Raw genomic sequence first — 22128 nt, 5'->3', positions numbered from 1 at the left:
TCCCTAAACCGCTATAAATTTATTAAACGGCCGTACCCCGAATATCAGCCTATGATGGCTTGATTACGTCCATTTTTTTTCGCTTTATAGAGTAACAGGTCAGCCGCTTTGATTGCTTTATCCAAGTTTATATCCTGGTGCTCAATCAGGGTTGCGCCGGCACTGGCGGTGATATTGAAACTCTGGCCTTCAAAATATAGCGGATGCTCTTCAATAATTTTTAGAAACCTGTGCAGGGGAGCGGGATTTGCTGTTATATCCAAGTCCGTGCAGATAACGATAAACTCTTCTCCACCGAATCGCGCGTAAATATCATGTGGATAAAATGTAGCTTTTAACAGTGTCGAAAACTCAATTAAGACGTGATCACCCCCAGCGTGTCCATAACGATCGTTTATACTTTTAAAAGAATCGATGTCGAGCATTATTAAGCTGTCAGTTTTTTTGTCATCTTGTCTTTTTTTAATCAATAACTTGTATTCTTCGTAAAATGCGCGGCGATTAAGCAACCCGGTTAAAGGATCTATTGCCGCCATCTTTTTAAGCTTTTGTTTTTCTTCTCGCAGTATCTCTAATAATAACTCCAGCTCCTGCGTACGCTCCTCTACCTTTTTTTCAAGAGAATGGGAATAGGCTTCTAATCGGTTATGCGCTTTTGCTAAATCAATGGTTTGCAATCTAACCTGCTCAACAAGTGCACGCTCCCGCTCTTCCATACGCAGTTCGCGTAACTGCAGTAACTCCTCGTGTATGGTTTTACCCGTCTGGTAAATCGAAAACTGTACATATCCATTATTATAATCACAGTATTCGTCCGCCCAACAATTCACCGCGAAGGCTTGGGAAAATAAACCGATTATTTTGCCCTGTAAAAAAGGGCAGCCCCAGCGCTCATTTTCCGGCAACTGACTCTGCATACCAACTTCCCAGGCATTGCGCACAATAACGGTGGCTTTCCTGCTCGGATAATTACATTCCGGCAGTTCAAAGGTTCCCCAACCGGCAGCTGATATAGCCCTGCCCCAGCCCAGAAAACCCTCCTCAAAGGTATTACCCATGGTATTCACCATCAGAAGATAGTCTTCTTTTGTGCCTTCACTGGTAGAGTCTGCAACAAGTAAACGAAACATATCAACACCGAGCTCTTTTGCCAAAGGGGCGATAATATTTAACAGAGAAGGATCTTTCCAAAATAAAACTGATTTGATACCAAAAAAGGTAAAGCTGCCTTTGTTCAGTTCCCAATGAATTGGGACATTATTCAATTCAATTTTAAATTGATTTTGATCCGCCGAAGGCGTAACCACCTTGCCATTATCCATAAGTTGCTTTGATCCTCTCTATAATAGTTGCTGCCGGAGAGTAGCATATTTACTTAAAATATTTGCTCAAAATAACCGCAACAATTTATATTCGATGAATCTTCAATGCGTTAATACCTATAATTAGTGAAATGAAAAATAGCTTTATGACTATGATCTGAGCCGCCTTAACTGGCGCTCAGAAATATGCGCCCAAGACAGCACTTGCGTTATTTCCGCCTCCCAGATATCATTCATTTGTATTTTACATTACAGTGATTTAAATCACTTGACTCATACTACCCGGGTGGTAATAAAAAGGAGTTTTTTACTATGTTCCGGAGTACCTCATGGAGAGATATCCCGACTATCCTGATTTTGGTTTTAAGCACAAGCCTGTATAGCCAGAAATTACTCGCTGCAGAAGAATATATTACTATTGACCGTTATGTCCGCCAGCATCCCGAACAGAAAACGGTTATGGCTGATTTTGCGAAAATAGTCACAGCCGCAGCGGCGCCAACGGCAACGCTACTGGAGGAGCCGGTTCGTATTGCTGTGATCTACCCCAGCATCCAGGCAGCGGATTACTGGCGCAGGAGTTTACTTTCCTTTGAAAGGCGCCTGACAGCTCTGCACATCCCCTATGAATTAAACTTCTTTGCCTCCCGCCCTGCAGTTGATTCCGAGCTACAGAGCCGGCAGTTGGCTGACGCCCTGCAATGGCAGCCCGATTATCTGATTTTTACTCTGGACATCGCCCCGCATAGCAGAATGATTGACCGAATGCTCTCGCAAGGCAGGCCGAAAATTATCCTGCAGAATATTACCACCCCGCTGAAACAGTGGCAGACAGGCCGTCCCTTTATGTATGCCGGCTTTGATCATGTCCAGGGGACCAAGCAGCTGGCTCAGTCAATGCTTGAACAAATCAATCATCGCGGGAAATATTTGCTGTTGTATCACTCGCAGGGGTACGTAAGCAGGATGCGCGGAGACACCTTTGCCGAAGAGGCTGCTAAATACCCGGGCATCACTCAGGTTAGCGCTTATTATACAGACAATAATATAGAGAAAGCCTATCAGGCGACGCTGCAGACTTTACAGCAGCACCCGGATCTGAAAATGATTTATGCCTGCTCTACGGACATCGCCCTCGGCGCCCTGCAGGCATTACGTGAAACTGATCGTCTTGATATCCTGATCAATGGCTGGGGGGGCGGCGAAGCCGAGCTGCAGGCCCTGCAGCAGCAGGAACTGGATATTACGGTAATGCGCAGCAACGATGACAACGGTATCGCCATGGCCGAAGCGATCAAACTGGACCAGTACATGCAAACAGATCATGTTCCGCATATTTTTGCCGGTGAGATTAAACTGCTGGACAAAAAGCTGTCACTTGCTGAAATCAATCGCCTGAAAAAACATGCGTTCAGACTGAGCGGATTACCGGCGGAGAGCAACTAAATGAAGACAAAAAAATTACGTTTCTCAAGGGTTATCCTCTCTCTGGTACTGGGTTTACTGATAATCTCCTCCGCTATCTTACTGATACCCGTCCATAGGGGCGCAGAACAAGTGCTTGAGCATCAGGTTGAGTTGGCTTATCAGCGCGATCAGCATGCCCTCGATGCTTTGATGGATGCGCAGTTTAATAATATTAAACAGATCAGTCAGGGACTGACTGATAGCGAGCAACTGCAGCAGGGTTTAACCACAGAAAATGTGAAAAATATTAATTCGCTACTGGGCAGTTTGCTGGCGAGCGGCAGCGGCAAATATATCGATGCCCTGATTGTCGAAAGCAAGGACGGTTCAAGCATCATTTCCAGCAATGTCTCTGTGCTTGGTGTGCAATTACCCCTGGAGCAGATCAGCAAAGGGTATAGCCCCTTCGGAATATGGACCAGCATAACATGGCAGGAGCAGGAAAAACTGTACAGTCTGCTGCGATTATCCCTACCCTTACTTGCACCGCAATCCGGCGAGGTGATCGGCAAACTGCATACTTTTGTACTGCTTAATAATAATTTTTGGATTATCAATCAGCTGCATGAGCTATTCGGGTCCCAGGCTATCTCCTTAAGCAGCGATAATATTCTGCTCGATGCATTGGAAAGTCAGCCGGGACAACTGCAGACTCTGCACAACGCACCGTTTAGTACTGATAAATCGCCGATCATGATGGAAAAGAGTACCTTAAGAACCCACTATTTGCAGATCGGCAACAGCGATCAATACAAGGTTCATTCACTGCTGTCCAACGACAAGCAGCTGCTCATTAAAAATGCCTACTTCATCAATATTTATTTCGCCGCCGGGCTGGTGGTACTGCTCGCTATCGCGACCATTGTTTTACTTCACTACCTGATCAGTAATGCATTACAGCAGATCACCCGATATGCTGAACAGGTACCGCAAAGCGGCTCGCCAACAACTTTTAACGGAGGTCGTTTCGCTGAATTTATCCGGGTGGGTAACGCCGTCGAGAAAATGCTGCAGCGCATCCGTGATCGTGACAAACACCTTTCCTGCATTGTCGATAATTCAACGAATCTGATTTTTATCAAAGATTTAAAAAACAACTTTCAGCTAATCAATCAACCTTTGGCAGAGGTGATCGATGCTAATAAAGAAAGGGGATTAAGCGAGAAAATCATGCCACTGATGTTTGCAGAAGATAAACAAGTGCAGATTAGCCATCACCCTGTTCAATACGAGATGAAAATTGAAAACAATAATGCGCACCGCTCCTTCCTGGTGAATAAATTTCCCATTATGGATGATCACGGCGAACTCGCTTCGATAGGCGCGATTGCAACCGATATAACGAATATCAAAGAGGCCGAAGATCAACTGCGTCTGGCCCAGCAGGTGTTTGCAGAAACAGCAGAATCAATTATTGTGCTCGATGATAAACTGAATGTAGTGTCGGTCAATAAAGCCTTCAGTGAAATGATAGGTTACGGCGCCGGTGATGCTTCTCTCGCGATATATTCATTTATGGTGGAACAGCCGGAGATTATGCAGAAATTGCAGCATGCCATGCGCTGGCAGGGTGAAGCGACGTTACGCGGTCTTGACGGCAGGACACTACCCGTACTGGTTTCTGCGACCCGTCTGTCCAGTGAAGATGCTCAGAAACGTTATGTACTGCTGTTTAATGATATCACTGAACTAAAGTTTGCCGAACAACGGCTTGAACGGTTAGCCTCTTATGACAGCCTGACAGGGTTACCAAACCGCAGCTTCTTTAAACAGAAATTAGATGAAGCAATGCGCAGTGATTCACTGCTTATCACTGCGCTGATGTCGATCGATCTGGATCATTTTAAGAATATTAATGATACCTATGGCCATGCTGTGGGCGATCAAATGCTGCAGCAGGTTGCCGATCGCCTGCGTACCTGCATACAGGCTAAGGACACTGTCGCCCGTCTTGGCGGTGATGAATTTACTGTTATTCTGCGTGAGATACGCAACCTCAATCAGGTTAGACAGATAGCTGAGCGTATCCTCAGTACCCTGAGTAAACCTTATCAGCTCAATACGCTGCAATGCTTCAGTACAGTCAGTATCGGGGTTTCCCTGATCGGCAAAGATGGTGAGGATGCTGACACCCTGACACGGCATGCCGATCAGGCGATGTATCAGGCAAAAGCAAGGGGCCGTGATGTGATTCAATTTTTCGATGTGGCAATTAACAGCGAACAGCAAAGACGTCATTATCTCGAAGAGGAGTTACATAAGACGCTGGATAACAATGAACTGTTTATGCAATACCAGCCACGTTTTGATATAGAAGGCAAGCAGATGCTCAGTGCCGAGGCTCTGCTGCGCTGGCGTCATCCAGAGCACGGTTTAATCTCTCCGGGAGAATTCATCCCGGTGGCGGAGGGCTCCAGCCTGATAATCGAAATCGGCCGTTTTGTGTTACAGCAAGCCTGTAGCGATGCGGCGCGGTGGAATGCAGAAGGTTATCCAATACCGGTATCGGTGAACCTGTCTCCACGTCAGCTCTCTTCGCCCAGCCTGATTCAGGATATTACAACAGCGCTGGAGAATTCCGCTTTATCGCCTCATCTTCTGGAACTGGAAATCACTGAAACCCATGTGATGGAAAATATCAATCAGATTCTCCCGGTACTGCAGGAGATTCGGGCAATGGGTATTAAATTTGCTGTTGATGACTTCGGTACCGGCTACTGCTCTTTGATGTATCTGAAAAAGCTACCGATAGACACCCTCAAAATAGATCGTTCTTTTATACTGGATGTCCCCGGCGATGGCGATGATGAAAATCTGGTACGCGCTATCATCAGTATGTCACGCAATCTGAACTTACGGGTTGTCGCGGAGGGCGTGGAAACCAAAGAGCAGCAACAGTTCCTGCGCGAACAAGGCTGTGATGAACTGCAAGGCTATTTACTGGGCAGACCTGACAGTGTAGAGCAGTTAAAAAAGCTCGCCGCTGCTCAGGCGTCAGAAAACAGCGATGCTGACCGGGCGGTGGGTTAGCTTATACTCGGCCATCCTCAAAATAACACTTTGAGCATGGCTGAGTATTGATGATGCATGAAAGGCGCTGTAAATTTACGCAGCAGACAATAGAAGACCAGCAACGCAGGGGGGGCTTGCGCACCACCTATTGTTACCTTTATTACTTGTGATTTCGGTGCATAAATGCACCCTGCACGTTATAGCACCTGCAGCATTGCTGACTCACACAGGCCTCGTTTTACCTGCTCAATTCTTAGATTGCTTTTATCTCAACCAGATTATCAATTCCTGAGTAATGATGGTAACCGCTTTGTTCAACGCAAATACCGCACCCGCAGCATTCATTGGCGGTGCTACCGGCACTTTTGCCACAAAATCCCGGCTGCCTACCACCCTTTTTGTCTTGTTGTCGAGAAGATTAAAGCGCATCCTGATTACACCATCAGAGGTCCCATCCGCATTGATACTATGACTGAAATCAAGCAGTGAGCTTTCCAGCAGCAAATCAGACTGCGACTGTGATGAATGGGGAACGACAGCAAGATAGCGACCGCTCTTTTCCAGCGCTTCCTGAAAAATAGGCAGCAACATGGTCACGGGAGCATCACTCCAGCGGCTATAAGCGTAACTGCTCTGCCCATATTTACTATCATGGTAAATTATCTCACTACCGCTAAAGGCTTGCAGACTGCGGATCCGGCCTAACATAAGGATCCTGACGGGTTTTGTTTCCCGAGTCTGAGACAGGCTTGAACTATTTAACTGAGGAGAAAGCGTATAGGTAGAAAGAGGCGGGAGTTTTTCACCGGCGCACCCGGTTATCCCTATCAATAATACAGCCAGCAATAGGTAACCTCTATTTTTCATGATAACCCTCCTCACCCGGGCCCGGCCTTGCCTGCGTACGCTTGAAAAGCAGATCCGCAGGGCTGTCTTTAATGCCCTGCAGAGTCCTCTGCAGATTCCCTATCAGAATATCAAGGTCGCTTAACAGCTGGTTTAATGCAATAAAACTCTCGCGCATCCCGCTGCTCATTTCCCGACTGAGAGCGGTGGTATTTTTTTCGAGATTATCAGCCATTCGACTGATACTGGTTGAAGCCGCGCCGACCTGTTCAGAGGCTGCGACGATCTTGTTCTCCATCACCAGCCCATTATCAAGCAGCATCGCAATCCCCTGTAGTTGGCCGCGCAGGTCTTTAACCAGCCCTTTACTTTCAAAAAGCAGCAGTTCAACGTTATCCAAATTTTTGTCACCGAGCAGACGATTAATGTTTTCCAGAGTCTCAATCGATTTTTCTGCTAATTGACTCAAAGATTGATCAATTCTTCTTAATGTTGACGGCCTTGACGGGATAACGGGTATCTCATTATCGTCCCTCTTTAACAGCATTGCTTCTTTGTCGATCCCCTTCAGCTCGATATAGGCAAGCCCGGTAATACCGTAGAAGTTCAACGCCGCTGTAGTATCGGTCTTGATCGGTATATCCTGATTTATCTTAAGCAGTAGCTCCACCACTTCAGGGTTATTCGCTTTAAGTCCGATTTTGATCACCGACCCTACATCCACTCCCCGATATTTAACCGCGGCGTCTATATTCAAACCTGCCACCGATTCTGACAGGTGCACGTAATAATTATCATACGTCTGCTTTCCAAACTGTTGTGTCAGCCAGAAGGCAGCACTTAACAATGCCGCTGTCAGGATAACGACGAAGAGTCCGACAATGGTATAATTTATTCTACTTTCCATGACCACTCCTTAGGCGACCGCGCTCCCCCCGGAAAAACTGCTGGATAACCGGATCAGACTGTTGTATCACCTCATGCAGCGTACCTTCCGCTATCACTTTTTTATTGGCCAGTACGGCAAAACGATCCACAATGGTCCAGATTGAGTCAAGATCATGGGTCACCATTACCACAGTAATATCCAGCATATCCCGTAATTCCAGAATCAGATGGTCAAACTCTTCAGCCCCAATGGGATCCAGCCCGGAGGTCGGCTCATCTAAAAACAATAAGCACGGATCCATCGCCAGCGCCCGCGCTAATGATGCGCGCTTGACCATGCCTCCGCTTAACTGGGCGGGGTAAAGATCTGCCGCATAGTCAGGAAGACCCACCAGGTTGATTTTCATACGCACAATTTCACGGATCAGTTTTTCCGGCAAAGCCGTATACTCCTTGAGACTGATTGCCACATTTTCCATGACCGTCAGTGAAGAAAAAAGTGCGCCGTGTTGAAAAAGAACGCCCCACTGCCCCTGAAGTTCAGCCGCTTCCGCCCGGCCAACATTCATTAAATCATGGCCGAGTACATGTAATTCTCCGGAAAAAGGTCTCTGCAGCATGATCATCTCTTTCATTAATGTCGACTTTCCTGAACCACTGCCGCCCAGCAGGCCATATATTTCACCATGCTCGACGCTCAAGCTAACGCCGTCATGAACAACATTATCCGCAAACCTTGTCACCACATCGGTAACAGTGATAACGGCGCTCATATATCCAACTCTGTAAAGATAATAGAAAACAGCGCGTCACAGGCAATCACCAGAAAAATAGCGTTGACCACACTGGTCGTGGTGTAGCGGCCAAGACTTTCGGTATTTTTGGAAACCTGAAAACCCCGAAAGCAGCCGGTCACTGCGATTAACCAGGCAAAAAAAGGTCCCTTGCTCAGCCCAATCCAGACGTGTTTCATATCCAGTACATTCTGCAGGCGGTGGAGAAATTCACTGTAGGAAATATTGAGGTGAATATTGGAGACAATCATCCCGCCCGCAATGCCGATAATATCAGCAAAAAAAATCAACAACGGCATAGCAATCACCAGAGCAAATATGCGCGGCAGGACAAGAAATCGATGCGGCTCGAACCCCATAATGCGCATGGCGCTTATCTCCTCGGTGATGGTCATCGCTCCGAGCTGCGCGGTATAGGAAGAGCCGGTTCTGCCGGCTACGACTATCGCGGTAATAAGCGGGGCCAGCTCTCTGGTCACAGAGATACCTATCATGTCCACGATAAAAATATTGGCACCAAATTTCTGCAGCTGTAAAGCGCTCTGATAGGTGACCACCACGCCGATCAGACAACTTGTCAGGGAAATAATAGGCAGAGCGCGGACACCTGCTTCTTCAATATTTTTAACGATCGCGGCATAGCGGATAGAGGACGGGTGCAGCAGTGAGGTTAACAGCGCGGCTGCATTTTCACCGATAAAGGTGAGAAAATCTTTAATATCCTGCCAAAAATCGGCCACAGATTCGCCGAGATTACTCAGGGGGAGATGCAGGCGGGATAATAAACCTGGTGTTTCTACAGCCTGCTGTGAAACGTGTGGACGTAACAACTGATAAAGATCGTTAAACTCAGACCTCGCCCCCGTCAGCTCGACATTACAATGTTGTAACTTAAGCAAATCAAAATAATGGATATAAAGCATCATGCCCGCAGAATCAATCTTTCTGACTTCTGAAACATTCCATTCTATGGACGTATCCCGCAGGGAGTCGACATTTATCTGTAAAAATTTTACGACGTCCTCAAGGTCTTTGGCTGTCCAGTCGCCCTGGCATATAAAAGATACTGAGCCAGTCTCTGCTTGAGTCATGGTTATCTGTGCCTGTTGCCGTTTTAAATAGGTCATCTATTTATTCTCAGCTGCTAAGGGTTACGCAATGGTATAAGTTGTTAAGACGTTAGCGCTGTTAAGTTACAGATCGGCCCCGTTTATTGACGGACACGCATAACTTTTACGCCAAAGTATTACCAAGCTTTGTGTCAGAGTATAGTAAGAACAGACGTCCTTTACCCGAAATGTGCGGGATTTGCAGAGGATATTAGATTGCAAGCGGCGTTACAGTTGGACAGAACAGCAGGGACATTGGTAAGCCTAAAGGGTCATAAGACAAACGAAAAGTTATTACACGGTGCGCAAGCACACCCTACCATTACCTGAAGGTGCTGAACATCAACTTGTGGGATGCATTCATGCACCATAATTTAGCAGAGCTCCTCAAGCAATTTTTTGGGGCCCTGACTGCATTTTGCGATGCTTTTTGGCAAAGGTTATCAGCGCTTCAAGGGTTAAAGGTTTGGCAAAGTAATACCCCTGGAAAATATCACAGCCCGCTTTTGTTAATAAAGCGGCCTGCTGTTTATCTTCCACCCCTTCGGCAACAATGTGCATGCCTAAGGCTTTGCCCATATTAATAATATTTTCCACCATGACGTTATCGGCGCTGTTGGTGGCGATATGGTCAACAAAGCTTTTGTCTATTTTCAGTTCATCAACCGGCACCTTTTTGAGCATGCTCAGAGAAGAATAACCCGTACCAAAGTCATCCAGCGATAAGGTAATATTATGTGCTTTCATTTTGTTAAAAAGCGGCAGTAATTTGTCAAGGCGCTCAATAAAAAGACTTTCAGTTATTTCAATCGTAACAGTCCCCGGAGCAATACTATGAAATGTACAAGCTTCGAGTAATTTTTTCAAAAAATCACCCTGCATAAACTGCCTGGCAGAAACATTAATGGAAAGTTGGAAATCAAGTTCTTCCCGTTTTTTCAATCCGGCGATCTCCTGCATTGCCTGATGCATAATATATAACCCTAACTGGCGTATATAACCGCTTTTTTCAGCAATAGGAATAAACACATCCGGAGCAATAAAGCCGAGTTTGTCACTATGCCAGCGCACTAACGCTTCGACACCCACTAATTTTTGCTTACTGTCCAGCTGAGGTTGATAAACCAGAGTGATCTCTTTATTTTCCATGGCATGACGCAAAGCCTGTTCAATCTCAATGTTACGGGTAAACTGGCTATGCTGATTTTGAGAAAAAAACTGATATTGATTTCTTCTCTGCTGAGCCCTTTCGATGCTGCTATCGGCATAACTTAGCAGGGTTTCAATCTCCACTGAATCCCCGGGAAAACAGGCGATACCGATTGAGGCATTGACTTTAAATTCGCTTCTGTCGATAACATAGGGTTGGGCGATATTTTTCAATATTAACTTTGCACATTCGGCAATTTGATCTCTATCGCCGGATTCAATAAAAATCACAAATTCGTCACCACTGTAACGGGTAGCGAGTGTATTAAGTCCCACTAAGCAAGCTTTACCTGTCTTAAGACAAATCACACTTTTCTTCAGGTAGTGATCATTACAGGGCAATAAGCTCTGTACAATTCGCTTTGCCACATGGGTTAAAATAAGGTGGCCATAACGGTGACCAAAGGCCTTATTAATATTATTGAAGTTGTCTAACTTCAAATATAATAAAGCAAAAGGAGTTTGTTTCTCCTTTTGCATCTCGATAAAGTGTTTCCTGATAACTGTATGGTTAGCGAGTCCGGTGAGTGCGTCGTGCTCCGCACTATAGGTGAGTTGATCTATTTTCTTTATTTCATTTTTTATGATCCAGCGAAACAGAGTAAAGATGCTAACAATAAGCAGCAGGTAAAGAAACAAGTAGTCCCTCCCCTGCTGATAGAGTTTCCCGAGTACTAACTGGTATGGCGTTTCAGCGGAAGTCCAAAAATGATAACGCGAGTTGTAGCTAAGCGTATAGATTAATTTTCCCGTTACTGAATCATTACTATGCTGGATCATTGGCTGCGTATAGGGACTGTTTTGTGCCGTCAACTGCGCCTTTAACTCACTGAGCTCTTGCCCCAGAAGTTGTCCCTCCGGCAGGGAGTTATCATAATATTGCGCATACAACTCTTTTGTCAAACCACTGCGTAAAACAGGAAAAGCACCATTATCCAGGGTCATCTGCATGGTGTTTTGAAAATCCCCCTTATCATCCGGCAAGTTATGCAGCATGGTTAAATCTAATCCGGTCGAGATAACAGCAATAATATTACCCTGAGCGTCTACAATCCTTTTTCTGACCGGCAAAATCCATCTGTTTATACTGTCAAGTAAGTAAGCTCTCCCTACCACCATTTGATCTGTTTCCAGAGCCTGCTGAAACCACTGACGGGTGTTTTTATCCTGCAGCAGGTTAGGTACCTGCAAATCAGGAAAAGTTGTAAACTGCAACTCTCCCTGTTTAGAGATAATAGAAAGGCCAAGCAAAAGCGGATTAAGCTCCAGTAAGGTATTAAATGCAACGCTGTTGAAATGCGTATTATTTATATAGGTATTGGCAAGTACATTCTGCAGGATTTCCTGCTCCCTTAATAATGCAGCTAGATGATTGTGGTAGATATGGCTATGATGTTGCTGCTCTCTTTTTGCCTGCTGTAATATTCCATCATATTTATGTGAAACAGCAATACCCAGCAGAATCGTACCGATCAAGACAATAAGATAAAAGAGCAACCAAATGTTTTTTTTAAACTTAAGCATAGAGAAAATGTTTATCCAGCGGAGCAAGAGAGCAAAATAAAAATCGCTTAGTTTATATTTAAACAGATAAAAAAACAACGAGCTGTACGATAAGCGTACACCACTTTTATGGGGGAGATTACCTGCTGTTGATCAAAAACCGCAGCTCCCTGAGCTGAAAGCATTGTTTCTTTACTGTGGGTAGCAGGCACCAACAGCAAAGAGATTAAAAGCAGAAAGCTTATTTTATTAATAATGTTAATTAGTTAGAATACACACTTCTTATTATTTTACAGGTTGTTCTAAATGTTTTATTTGTTAGGCGTTACGGCGCTATGGGCATTTTCTTTCAGTTTAATCGGAGTGTATTTAGCCGGGCAGGTAGATGCCTGGTTTTCCGTGTTGATACGTATCGCGTTAGCGACGCTGGTATTCTTACCATTTTTGCGCATTCGTCAGGTAGACAGTGGAACGGCCATCAAACTGATGACAATTGGCGCAGTGCAGTTGGGCTTGATGTATGTCTTTTATTATCACTCCTTTTTATTTTTATCCGTCCCTGAGGTACTTTTGTTTACCGTGATGACGCCTATTTATGTGACCCTCATTAATGATGCCTGGGAAAGAAAGTTTCACGGCAACTTTATGCTCACGGCAGTCATTGCCACTGCAGGAGCTATTGCTATCCGCTACAACGGGATTGATGCCGACTTTATATTAGGTTTTATTCTGGTACAGGCCGCCAACCTTTGTTTTGCTGCGGGTCAGGTGGCCTATAAACGATTAATGGGTAAAAGTGCAATCAAGCAGCAAACCGTCTTTGCCTGGTTTTTTATTGGTGCATTGCTCGTCGCTACCGTCTGTTACGCAATTTTCGGTGACAGTGAAAAGCTGCCCAGTACGGGGTTACAGTGGACGGTGCTGATCTATCTGGGCACCATTGCCTCCGGACTGGGTTATTTTGCCTGGAATAAAGGCGCAACTCTGGTCAATGTCGGTGCCCTTGCTGTGATAAATAACCTGCTGATTCCCGCCGGGATTGTCGTAAATGTGCTGTTCTGGAATCGCGATATGGATATTCAGCGACTGGCTTTTGGCGGAGCGTTAATCGTACTTTCATTGTTATTAAACCAGTGGCTGGAGAAAAAACGCAAACCGCAGATAGCTGTGCAGTAAACCCCGGTAAAAGCCCTGATAGTGCCCCACATACACTAAATCCACCTGCTGGTGGATTTAGTCCTAACCACCTATGACGGTTAGTATAAATAGCGATTAAAGATGAATAAATAACAAATCCACTATACTGATATTGACCAATTTACGCGCAGAAGACCACCAGCGGTTCCAAAAACCATGATGATGACCGCAAACCAGCAGATCCACGTCCATCTTGGAGATTGTCTCCATTAAGGTTTCTTCGACGTCTCCCCCTACCACGATAGTATTTTTGATCGGATAATCGGTGACCTCTGCCAACTCCTCTAACTTGGCCACCAGCTGGGCATGCCTGTCTTCTATTAACTTAACTTCGACTCGATCATACTTTCTGCCTTTATCAGGATGCGAAATATCTACACAGATAAAAGAAAGTTTCGCATCTAAATTTTTAGCTAATGATACCGCCCTGCTTATTACTATATCGCTACCTTCGTTTAAATCGATAGCCACCAAAACATGTTTATAGCTCATGGCCCTTCTCCAACTCTTTTTTCCAGTTAATGTGAACAATAAAATTAATTACTGAGTTGTACCTCTTATTTTTCCTCAAAGTATAGCAGTTAAATAAAAATCCACATTTAAGCCAAGGTTAATAGCAATTTGATTTGGCATGTATACCCATGAGACTTCAAGATGCAAAGTCAGTAAGGCAAATTGTGCCGAGATGCTAGAGCGCCATATAGTTTATAGGGTGCATTCCTTGCACCGTAAAATAAGCTGCTTCATACGGTGCGTAAAACGCACCAGTTAATGTGGAGTGTTGCGCCTTTTATTGACCAGAAGAAGATAAAATTTAAAAAAAGAAGTGAGGTAAAGAAGGTGTTGCGATAAAAAATCTGGCCTTAAGTTGCATACAACTAACAAGAGCAACATTAGGGTCAGTTGATCTTTCGAAATTGTTTTTACAGCAGTTTGTGGGCTCTTTATACATGAAAGAGGCTGCGCTGTGTAGTTGTTCTACATGAACAGGCGATAACGCAGTAGAAAGGGCCAACAAGCGCTGCCCGGAGCGTTCGGCTAAAAGCGTTTTACTCTTTGTTGCGAGGTATTTACCTAGAGTGACTAAGCTACATACCTCTGATCGCGATTAAAACGCTTTTATCTCGAACTAACCTCGAAAGGTCAACAGGCCCTAATAATAGAAAAATTGTTTAACTTTTACTGGATCAGTTTTAAGCCAACGGGTAAACCTTCGCCAAAAACACGCCTGGTCTCAGCTTCATCTAACTCTTTCACAGTAGCGACCATCTCTATCCAGCTGGCGGGTGCTTTAATATCCGTTAACTGTTGAATAATTTTATCTCGCCAATTTTTATCCAGATCACGACTGCGATCACCACTCATACGCGACATTAATACAGCGGCAAAAGCGGCCTGCTGATTGTTTTTCCAATCTTCGTTAAGGATTTGCGGCAACCAGTTGTGCAGATCATTTTTATCAATCACATTATGCGCACTGCCGTGAAAAGGGATCCGAGCGGCGAGCCTGCCAAGCGCCCACCAGCTGGTATTGGTCTCCGATGGCTTCTGCAGGCGCTTTAATAACCATTCACTGATTTTACTTTTATTTTCAACGGGCAGAAGCTCGAGAGCGGCAACCAGTTTAACCATATCTTCATAGGCTTTCTGTTTCGCTTCAGCTTTTAGTTTTCGGCTGCTCAAAGCCGACGGATTAATAAATTTGGCAATATCTTTAAATATCCGTGCCTGCTGCTGAGCATTAAGCCCGCCTGAAGCACGTCGCCAGAAGGTCCACCAATCAATCCAAACTTGTGTTTCCTGATTATATTGCAGCCCCTGCTCATATAAAGGCCAAATTTGCTCGATTCGCCAGTCATCAATGGGATAACCGAAACCGGGGCGTAAACAGAAACCAGCCAGATTAAACCAGACCCGTTCATGGGCCGGCGAGCGACGGCGGCGATTTTTACCTTCCAGTAACAGATCAAACAATGCCCGTAATACCGGGATTTCCCAACTGTCCCGTTTGCCGAGCTGTTTTTCAATATCAGCACGTAAACTTTTAACCGCTTTAGGATTGGCTTGTTTTTTACTTTCACCGAAGACCAGATCGATTTTTTGCCTGACCGCATCAAAGCCTTGCGGCAGGGTAAATGCTGCATCAGCGCCGGTCTGCTGAGAGAGCTGCTTGCGAATTTGAAATTCAAGATGCCAACGCTGCTGGTTTTCTGCCACACAATCAATTTTCAGCGTGCCCACCTCTGTAAAACGGGTGGCCAGCGAAACGACAACAGAATCTAAGCTGGTTTTTTCCAGTACGACCACCAGCGGCGGCAGTGAAATAAAACGCTCACTTGCCAGATCCTGCTCATCAATAGTGATAATATCGCCGGCGTTATAAACCTGATCGGCACTGCTCGAAAGCAGATGAAACTGAACCGGTGCGCCCAAACGTAAGGAAAATTTTCTTTCCGGCAGGCTCAGTTCCTGCTCCTCCTCGGTACCCTTAGGCATTAAACAAATTGCTTGTTTACCCGTATCCTGCTGCTCAAGCACCAGAAAGAAGGTACGCGCAGAGCCGCCACCGATTTTAAGTTGTGCACCACGGCGCGCTTTAGCGTAGGCAACAGCCCCCTGCGCCACGGCAAGATTAGGGTTATTGTTTTCCAGTTGTGTCACCGGAGCCCCGCGCCAGGAGCTTAACAGATCAATACAGCGTTCATTCAGCACCGGACTGTTAAAAACACCACCGTTAAACAAGACCGCATCGGGCACCGCGTTTATATCTGCTAAAGTCGAATCCATCCCCAGTGCATCACAGCAGGCAGCATGATGCTCAGCAATAAACTCGGCCAGATGTTTGCTGACTGCCGGATCTGCTGCATAGGGAAGACCAAACTCGACAACAGCACTATTACGCTTAAGGGGGCGTTGCTGCAAGTCGATTTTCGGGAAAAAACCATCCACAGCAATGCTGCACACTTCCTCTCTGGAAAGCTCACAGCTCCTGGCGCCGCCGATAAGTTTCGCGCCGCTGCCGAGTACCGTAACCCTGGCGCTGTCAGGAGCGTTTTTACTCAGCAGTAACTCTTTCGCTTTACGTGTTTGCTGAATTAACTGTGACAGACTGGCCGCGCTGAGCTTTTTATTGGCCGCCTTAGCACCGTTAATATGCCCCTCTGCAATATGCGCCAATGCTAAATCAACATTGTCCCCGCCGAGCATAAGATGATTACCGACACCAACACGGGTTAATGTCAGGGTATTATCCTGTGCCTGCGCAACTTTGATCAAACTAAGATCCGTCGTACCGCCACCGACATCACAAACCATTAACAGCTTTATCTTAGCCAGATGGCTTTGTACGCCCTCACCCTGTCGGGCATACCAGTCGTAACAAACGGCCTGCGGCTCTTCCAACAGTAATATATTATCTAAACCGGCGCGCGCCGCAGCCTCTACAGTGAACGCTCTTGCGCCCTCATCAAAAGAAGCTGGCATGGTAATCACCACTTCCTGATCTTCCATCTGCGCATCCGGATGTTCATAATTCCAGGCGTTACGCAGATGCAGTAAATAACTTGCCGAAGCATGCACCGGGGAAACTTTACTTACCCCTTCAGCACCTGCCCAGGGCAGAATATCGGCGCTGCGATCAACATTTGGATGAGAAAGCCAGCTTTTAGCGCTGACCACCTGCCGCCCGTCAACCTTGGCGCCTAGCTCCCTTGCCCATTCGCCAATAATCATTAAGGGCAGCTCCCCTTCCAGGGTAGCGCAACCACTACCGGACCAGGGCAACTGCATATCAGAGGGATTAATTTCACCATCAGTCGGATGATAACGGAATGAAGGTAATAAAGGCCGTTTGGCAACTTCGCCCGGTGCCACTAGCTGATCAATTTCAAAGATAAAACAGTTTTCAGGTGATAAAGGTTTAAGCATATCGGCATAGGCAACCACGCTATTGGTGGTGCCTAAATCGATACCAATAAGATATTTAACTGGTTTTCGGGTCATTAGTCTCGTACATCCAGCTCTATCTGCCAGCGCTCGGGAGCACCGTTTTGATCCACACTGTTCACCGCAATCGCTTCCAGTTTAAGGGTGCCCACTTCTGTGACCTTAGCCATTAAACGTACCGGTACCACATCACCGATCCGGCGTCCTTCTACTGCTAAGGTCGCTTGTAATTCAGGTAACTCTTCCAGTTCCCCCTCCTGCCAATGATCTAACTGCAGACCGGCCTCATCGTGACGGCGGGTATTCGAGCCAAAAAAGCGGAATCGAACCGGTTCACCGACCACTAAGCCGAACTCAGCCTGACTCGGGGTGGTTTCACTTCCCTCTTCCATACCAAAGGGGGCGATGCACAAGGCTTCTAATGGTGGCTCCATCCCCGGGATAGCAGGCATTGAGCTTTCAATACCGACATAATAGGTGCTGGCCAGGCCGCCGCGAATACGTACCCCCTGTCCCTGTTTAACATAGCCGTAATAGCTCGCGCCACTGGCAACAGCCAGATCCAGATCCGCATCAGCCAGCAGACGTGCCTTGTCAGCGCCGGCATCTTCCAGCCACTGATTGATCGTGGTTAAGATCCGCTCCGATACAACAGGTGCTTTAAGCACCCCGCCGTTAAATAATATAGCCGATGGTTTAATAAAATCAGCTATCCCACCTTGCGCAAAATTACCCGCCAGCGGATCCGCAAAACCTTGTTCGTTATCAGCTGAGGATGCGCTGCCCAAAACGTCGTCTGCAGCGGTCACTTGCTTGCTTAAAAAAGCAGCCAGGTGGCGGGATACAGCCGGATCCTGAGCATAGGGTAGACCCTTTTGCGTTAATCCTCCGCGACGCACCGCTCTTGGATGATCATCAATTTTTACTTCCGGGAAGAAACCTTCAAGCAATGCCTCGCGCACTTCATTGCGGGTTAACTCGGTGCGCAGGGTTTTACCTAATAATTTTGAACCGCGACTCGGCACCGAAATCGGCACACTGTCAATATCATTGTCCAGCAAGAGCTGCTCTTTTGCATCCCGGCAAGCCTGACTGATAGCCTGGATCTGCCACCCCTGCAGCTCTTTGCCCTCAGCACTCAATTTTGCTTTAACCCGGTAAGCAAGAGCTAAATCCATATTATCGCCACCCAGTAAGATATGCTCACCCACGGCGATACGGTTCAGGGTCAGGTTACCTTCCTCTTCGATGACCGCTATTAATGATAAATCCGTGGTACCACCACCGACATCAACCACCAAAATGATATCCCCCACCTGTACCTGTTCACGCCAGGCTTCTCCGCTGGCATGGATCCAGTTATAAACAGCAGCCTGAGGCTCTTCCAACAGGGTCAGATTGGCAAAACCGACACGCTGAGCAGCTTCTGCGGTAAGCTCCCTTGCAGCTGGATCAAATGAAGCTGGAATCGTGATGGTCACATCCTGCTCTGCTAATGGAAACTCCGGGAACTGATGCTCCCACGCCGCGCGCAGATGATCTAAATATTCATAGGTCGCAGTCAGGGGAGAAATTTTAGACACTTCCTCAGGGCTTGCGACAGGCAGAAATGCGGAATGGCGGTCGACACCGCTATGGCACAACCAGCTTTTTGCACTAGCCACTAAACGGATAGCCGTTTTGCTGCCCAGTTCACGGGCAATACTGCCGACAATCGATTTTGGCTGCGCATTCCAGGGCAGCGCAATATCAGCTTCATTAAGCTCGGATTCATGCGCCATATAGATAAAAGAAGGTAACTGTTTTTTCTCTTCAATCACCCCGGCATGGGTTAACTGCGGAATCGACATAATGGTCAACTCCGGCTCTAAGGTTGGATCTTCCAATGCTTTAGTCAGATCCAGATAGGATAAAACACAGTGTGTTGTACCTAAGTCTATGCCGACAGAATAACGGGCCTGACTGTTATTTACCGTAGTATCATTCATAGCTCTACCTCCGCAGGCGCGACAATGGAAGCATCATGTCCGGCAGATAATTTAGGTAATTTCACTTCACTTACTTTCCAGCCTTTGTGGATCAAGGTACCTTTAAATGGCGCCTGACCTACGACATTGCCGGTCAGACGCACTTCTGAGGCGTTAAAACCTTCCGGTAAACTGATAGACGTTTCTTCCTCTTCGCTGCGAATCGCTTCGAAGGTAAAATAAGTATCCAGTGTTTTCTTGCTGCCTTCATGCACAACACGGGCAGCTGCACCGATATCGGCATCGGAATAACCGCTTAAATCTTCCTGAATAAAATCAATAAAGCGCGCATCCTGCTGTAATAACGTTAATAACTGTAGCGCAGCTTCCGGTGTCGCTTCTTTTAATACAACCGTCTTAGGGGCTTCCTGAATAACTTCTTTAGCAGGTTGCTCAACCGTCTGCTCAAGGCTTTCCTCACCTGTAGCGTTTTCATTTTCAGCTGGAGCCTGATGATCCGGTGCTTTTTTCTTAGTGAGAAATAAAACTAAAAATAATGCGGCAGAAATACCCAGTCCCAGGTGAAGTGTATCGAGAGTCGTGGGGAATGCAGATAAATCAATATTCATTTGTACTTTCCTTATCAGAACAAAAAGAGTGAAGGCTCAGTTTGTATAAAGTCCATGGTCATAAAAAACTTATGACGCTTTGTGTGTTGCTATACAGATTGATTATGCGGATAACGGAGAAAATAACAACACAAAATCAACCAATTAAATTTCGATGTGTCATTTTAATACCAATTTAGGTAAATATCTAATCAATCTTGCCGGTTAATTAACTGCTGCTTATCGCTAGTTGTCTTTACCTCTAAAAGGTAATATTAATAATTGATACAGACTTAGGGGTTTTTGCAGCCCGAACTGACGCAGCCCCTGCTGCATCTTTGGATAATCAACCTGCGGCTTGGCAATATAAGTTGAAAACAGCTTATCCCAGATAATTAAATTAAAACCATAATTGCTATTTGTTTCCCGTACTTTTTCAGAATGATGAATCCAATGTACTTCCGGGGTGACAATCAGTTTTCGTAAAATAGCGTCAACTGCTTTGGGTAATTTAATATTACTGTGGTTAAAAAGTGCAAGGGCGTTTAATAATATCTCAAAGATGATCACCGCAGCGACAGGAATCCCCATCAGTAATACAAAAATCATTTTTATTACCATTGAAATAACGATTTCAATAGGATGAAAACGCACCGCTGAGGTCACGTCAAGGCCGAGCTCGGTATGGTGTACCCGATGTAAACGCCACAATAAAGGCAGGTTATGCATCAGCACATGCTGGCCGTAAATAAGCAGATCCAGCATCAGTAATGATAAAAGCAGGGTTACAGCAACAGGCAGAGCCACAAGGTTAAACAGTCCCAGCCCCTGCTCAGCCGCATAGTGAGCAACCCCCACCGCGAGCAGCGGGAAAATCAATTTAAGGATGAGGCTATCAAGCAATACCATACCCAAATTAATTCCCCACTGATAAGCGCGTGTGCACTTTCTTTTTGCCAGCGGGAAGAAAAATTCAGCAGCCGCCAACAGCACCAGCAGCGCCAAAAAAACAGCGGGTCTGATGACCTGCTCAAACTCGATTAGCACATCCATTGGGGATTCCCGTAATTGAAAAAATCATAAGATTAAAAGCTACTGGATGATCTCTGCATCTTCAAGTGGTTTGGGCAAATATAGTTATGATGACCGTGCATAAAATAGTAGTTAATGCACTGATGGCTAATTGAATGGTAAACTATGCCCTTAAATTTTGCCGATAAGGACCCTGTTTTGGCCCAACTCTATTTTTACTATTCTGCGATGAATGCAGGTAAATCAACTTCTCTTTTACAATCATCATATAACTACCGCGAGCGCGGTATGAACACTATGGTTTTAACCGCAGCCATTGATGACAGAGCCGGTGTCGGTAAAGTCGCCTCGCGAATTGGCATTGAAACAGACGCACTGACCTTTAATCAGGAGGATAATTTAGCGTTGATCATTACAGCGGTGCATGAGAAACAGCAACAGCATTGTATTTTAATTGATGAATCACAATTTCTCAGCAAAGAGCAGGTTAAACAACTGACTCACGTGGTGGATAATTTACATATTCCGGTACTTTGCTATGGCATTAAAACGGACTTTCAGGGAGAGCTATTTCCCGGTAGCCAATATCTGCTTGCATGGGCAGATAAATTAATAGAGCTGAAAACTATCTGCCACTGTGGCCGAAAGGCGAATATGGTGCTGCGACTTGATGCGAACGGCAATCCGATTAAAGAAGGTGAGCAGGTTGAGATTGGCGGCAATGAAAGTTATGAATCAGTGTGCAGGAAACACTTCCGGGAGTTATTGTGGGATTAGACAAATAATATCCGGATCTGAGTACGGGGTCTTTGCTAAGTACTCGAACATAAGTTTCCGGCATTTTCGAGCTGACGGCTGAAAATACCGGATAATTTTTCATTGGATTCCAACACATATATACCCATGATACTTCAAGATGCAAAGTCAGCAAGGACAAATTGCACCGAGATGCTAGGGTATACTTGCAAAGTAATGCTTATCTCACGCCACTGCGATACCCACCCCTGCCTGGCTAAGGCATTATCTAATTCATTTAAATGATAGTGCAGTATAATGATGCTATAGTCTGTTTCATAGCAACTCCCTGATAATACCAAATCCGATAACTATCTACTCATTTATACTTGCTAAAATGAATGCTAGCTAGACATAAAACTACGTTTTAGTCTTTGTTATTGATTTGATTCAGAACGTCCTGTTCTTCACCACTTTGTGGCCAGCTAAAGCTG

The 22128-nt window shown here is 45.7% G+C and carries 15 protein-coding genes; 4 read left to right on the top strand and 11 right to left on the bottom strand.

What is annotated here, in order from left to right; genetic code table 11:
• Positions 1–44: 44 nt before the first annotated feature.
• Positions 45–1322 (bottom strand): GGDEF domain-containing protein, encoded by a 1278-nt coding sequence (locus ABZA00_RS05590; RefSeq protein ID WP_372881158.1) that lies wholly within the window; start codon positions 1320–1322, stop codon positions 45–47.
• 312 nt (positions 1323–1634) lie between these two features.
• Between ABZA00_RS05590 and ABZA00_RS05585 the strand changes: the two genes are divergently transcribed.
• Both ABZA00_RS05585 and ABZA00_RS05580 read left to right on the top strand, forming a co-directional pair.
• On the top strand, positions 1635–2768 hold the full coding sequence (locus tag ABZA00_RS05585) for a substrate-binding domain-containing protein (protein WP_372881157.1): 1134 nt from the start codon (positions 1635–1637) through the stop codon (positions 2766–2768).
• Positions 2769–5819, top strand: a complete 3051-nt coding sequence (locus ABZA00_RS05580; RefSeq protein WP_372881156.1) for an EAL domain-containing protein — start codon at positions 2769–2771, stop codon at positions 5817–5819.
• 246 nt (positions 5820–6065) lie between these two features.
• On the opposite strand, the gene ABZA00_RS05575 is transcribed toward ABZA00_RS05580, so the two are convergent.
• From ABZA00_RS05575 to ABZA00_RS05555, 5 genes are all read right to left on the bottom strand, one after another.
• Positions 6066–6668, bottom strand: a complete 603-nt coding sequence (locus tag ABZA00_RS05575) for an ABC-type transport auxiliary lipoprotein family protein (RefSeq protein WP_372881155.1) — start codon at positions 6666–6668, stop codon at positions 6066–6068.
• A complete protein-coding gene (locus ABZA00_RS05570; RefSeq protein ID WP_372881154.1) occupies positions 6658–7554 on the bottom strand; it encodes an MlaD family protein in 897 nt (298 codons plus the stop codon). The genes ABZA00_RS05575 and ABZA00_RS05570 overlap by 11 nt, the downstream gene beginning before the upstream one ends.
• Positions 7544–8308 (bottom strand): ABC transporter ATP-binding protein, encoded by a 765-nt coding sequence (locus ABZA00_RS05565; RefSeq protein ID WP_372881153.1) that lies wholly within the window; start codon positions 8306–8308, stop codon positions 7544–7546. The genes ABZA00_RS05570 and ABZA00_RS05565 overlap by 11 nt, the downstream gene beginning before the upstream one ends.
• Entirely contained in the window at positions 8305–9456 is a 1152-nt protein-coding gene (locus tag ABZA00_RS05560; protein WP_372881152.1) for an ABC transporter permease, read from the bottom strand. The genes ABZA00_RS05565 and ABZA00_RS05560 overlap by 4 nt, the downstream gene beginning before the upstream one ends.
• Positions 9457–9825: 369 nt before the next feature.
• Complete coding sequence (locus tag ABZA00_RS05555) at positions 9826–12171, bottom strand: EAL domain-containing protein (protein WP_372881151.1); 2346 nt, start codon at positions 12169–12171, stop codon at positions 9826–9828.
• 285 nt (positions 12172–12456) lie between these two features.
• On the opposite strand from ABZA00_RS05555, the gene ABZA00_RS05550 reads away from it, so the two are divergent.
• Positions 12457–13326, top strand: a complete 870-nt coding sequence (locus ABZA00_RS05550; protein ID WP_372881150.1) for a DMT family transporter — start codon at positions 12457–12459, stop codon at positions 13324–13326.
• Positions 13327–13422: 96 nt separating this feature from the next.
• Here the strand turns inward: ABZA00_RS05550 and ABZA00_RS05545 are convergent, their stop codons facing one another.
• The 5 genes from ABZA00_RS05545 to ABZA00_RS05525 form a co-directional block, all read right to left on the bottom strand.
• Positions 13423–13839, bottom strand: coding sequence for a universal stress protein (locus ABZA00_RS05545; protein ID WP_372881149.1), 417 nt, complete (start codon positions 13837–13839; stop codon positions 13423–13425).
• Between the two features lie 687 nt (positions 13840–14526).
• A complete protein-coding gene (locus ABZA00_RS05540; protein ID WP_372881148.1) occupies positions 14527–17349 on the bottom strand; it encodes an Hsp70 family protein in 2823 nt (940 codons plus the stop codon).
• Complete coding sequence (locus tag ABZA00_RS05535) at positions 17349–19280, bottom strand: Hsp70 family protein (protein WP_372881147.1); 1932 nt, start codon at positions 19278–19280, stop codon at positions 17349–17351. The genes ABZA00_RS05540 and ABZA00_RS05535 overlap by 1 nt, the downstream gene beginning before the upstream one ends.
• Complete coding sequence (locus ABZA00_RS05530; RefSeq protein WP_372881146.1) at positions 19277–19888, bottom strand: DUF2760 domain-containing protein; 612 nt, start codon at positions 19886–19888, stop codon at positions 19277–19279. Before ABZA00_RS05530 ends, ABZA00_RS05535 begins: the two co-directional genes overlap by 4 nt.
• A gap of 225 nt (positions 19889–20113) precedes the next feature.
• Positions 20114–20920: a sterol desaturase family protein gene (locus ABZA00_RS05525; protein WP_372881145.1), complete on the bottom strand. Its 807-nt coding sequence runs from the start codon at positions 20918–20920 to the stop codon at positions 20114–20116.
• Between the two features lie 177 nt (positions 20921–21097).
• Here ABZA00_RS05525 and ABZA00_RS05520 point away from each other — a divergent pair, with 177 nt between their 5' ends.
• Positions 21098–21676: a thymidine kinase gene (locus ABZA00_RS05520; RefSeq protein ID WP_372881144.1), complete on the top strand. Its 579-nt coding sequence runs from the start codon at positions 21098–21100 to the stop codon at positions 21674–21676.
• Positions 21677–22128: the final 452 nt, after the last annotated feature.

The organism is Psychromonas sp. (assembly GCF_041586535.1).
In the GTDB taxonomy this organism is placed as follows: Bacteria; Pseudomonadota; Gammaproteobacteria; order Enterobacterales; family Psychromonadaceae; genus Psychromonas.
Note: the sequence above shows the minus strand (reverse complement) of the source record. Positions and strands in the feature narration are given on the sequence as shown.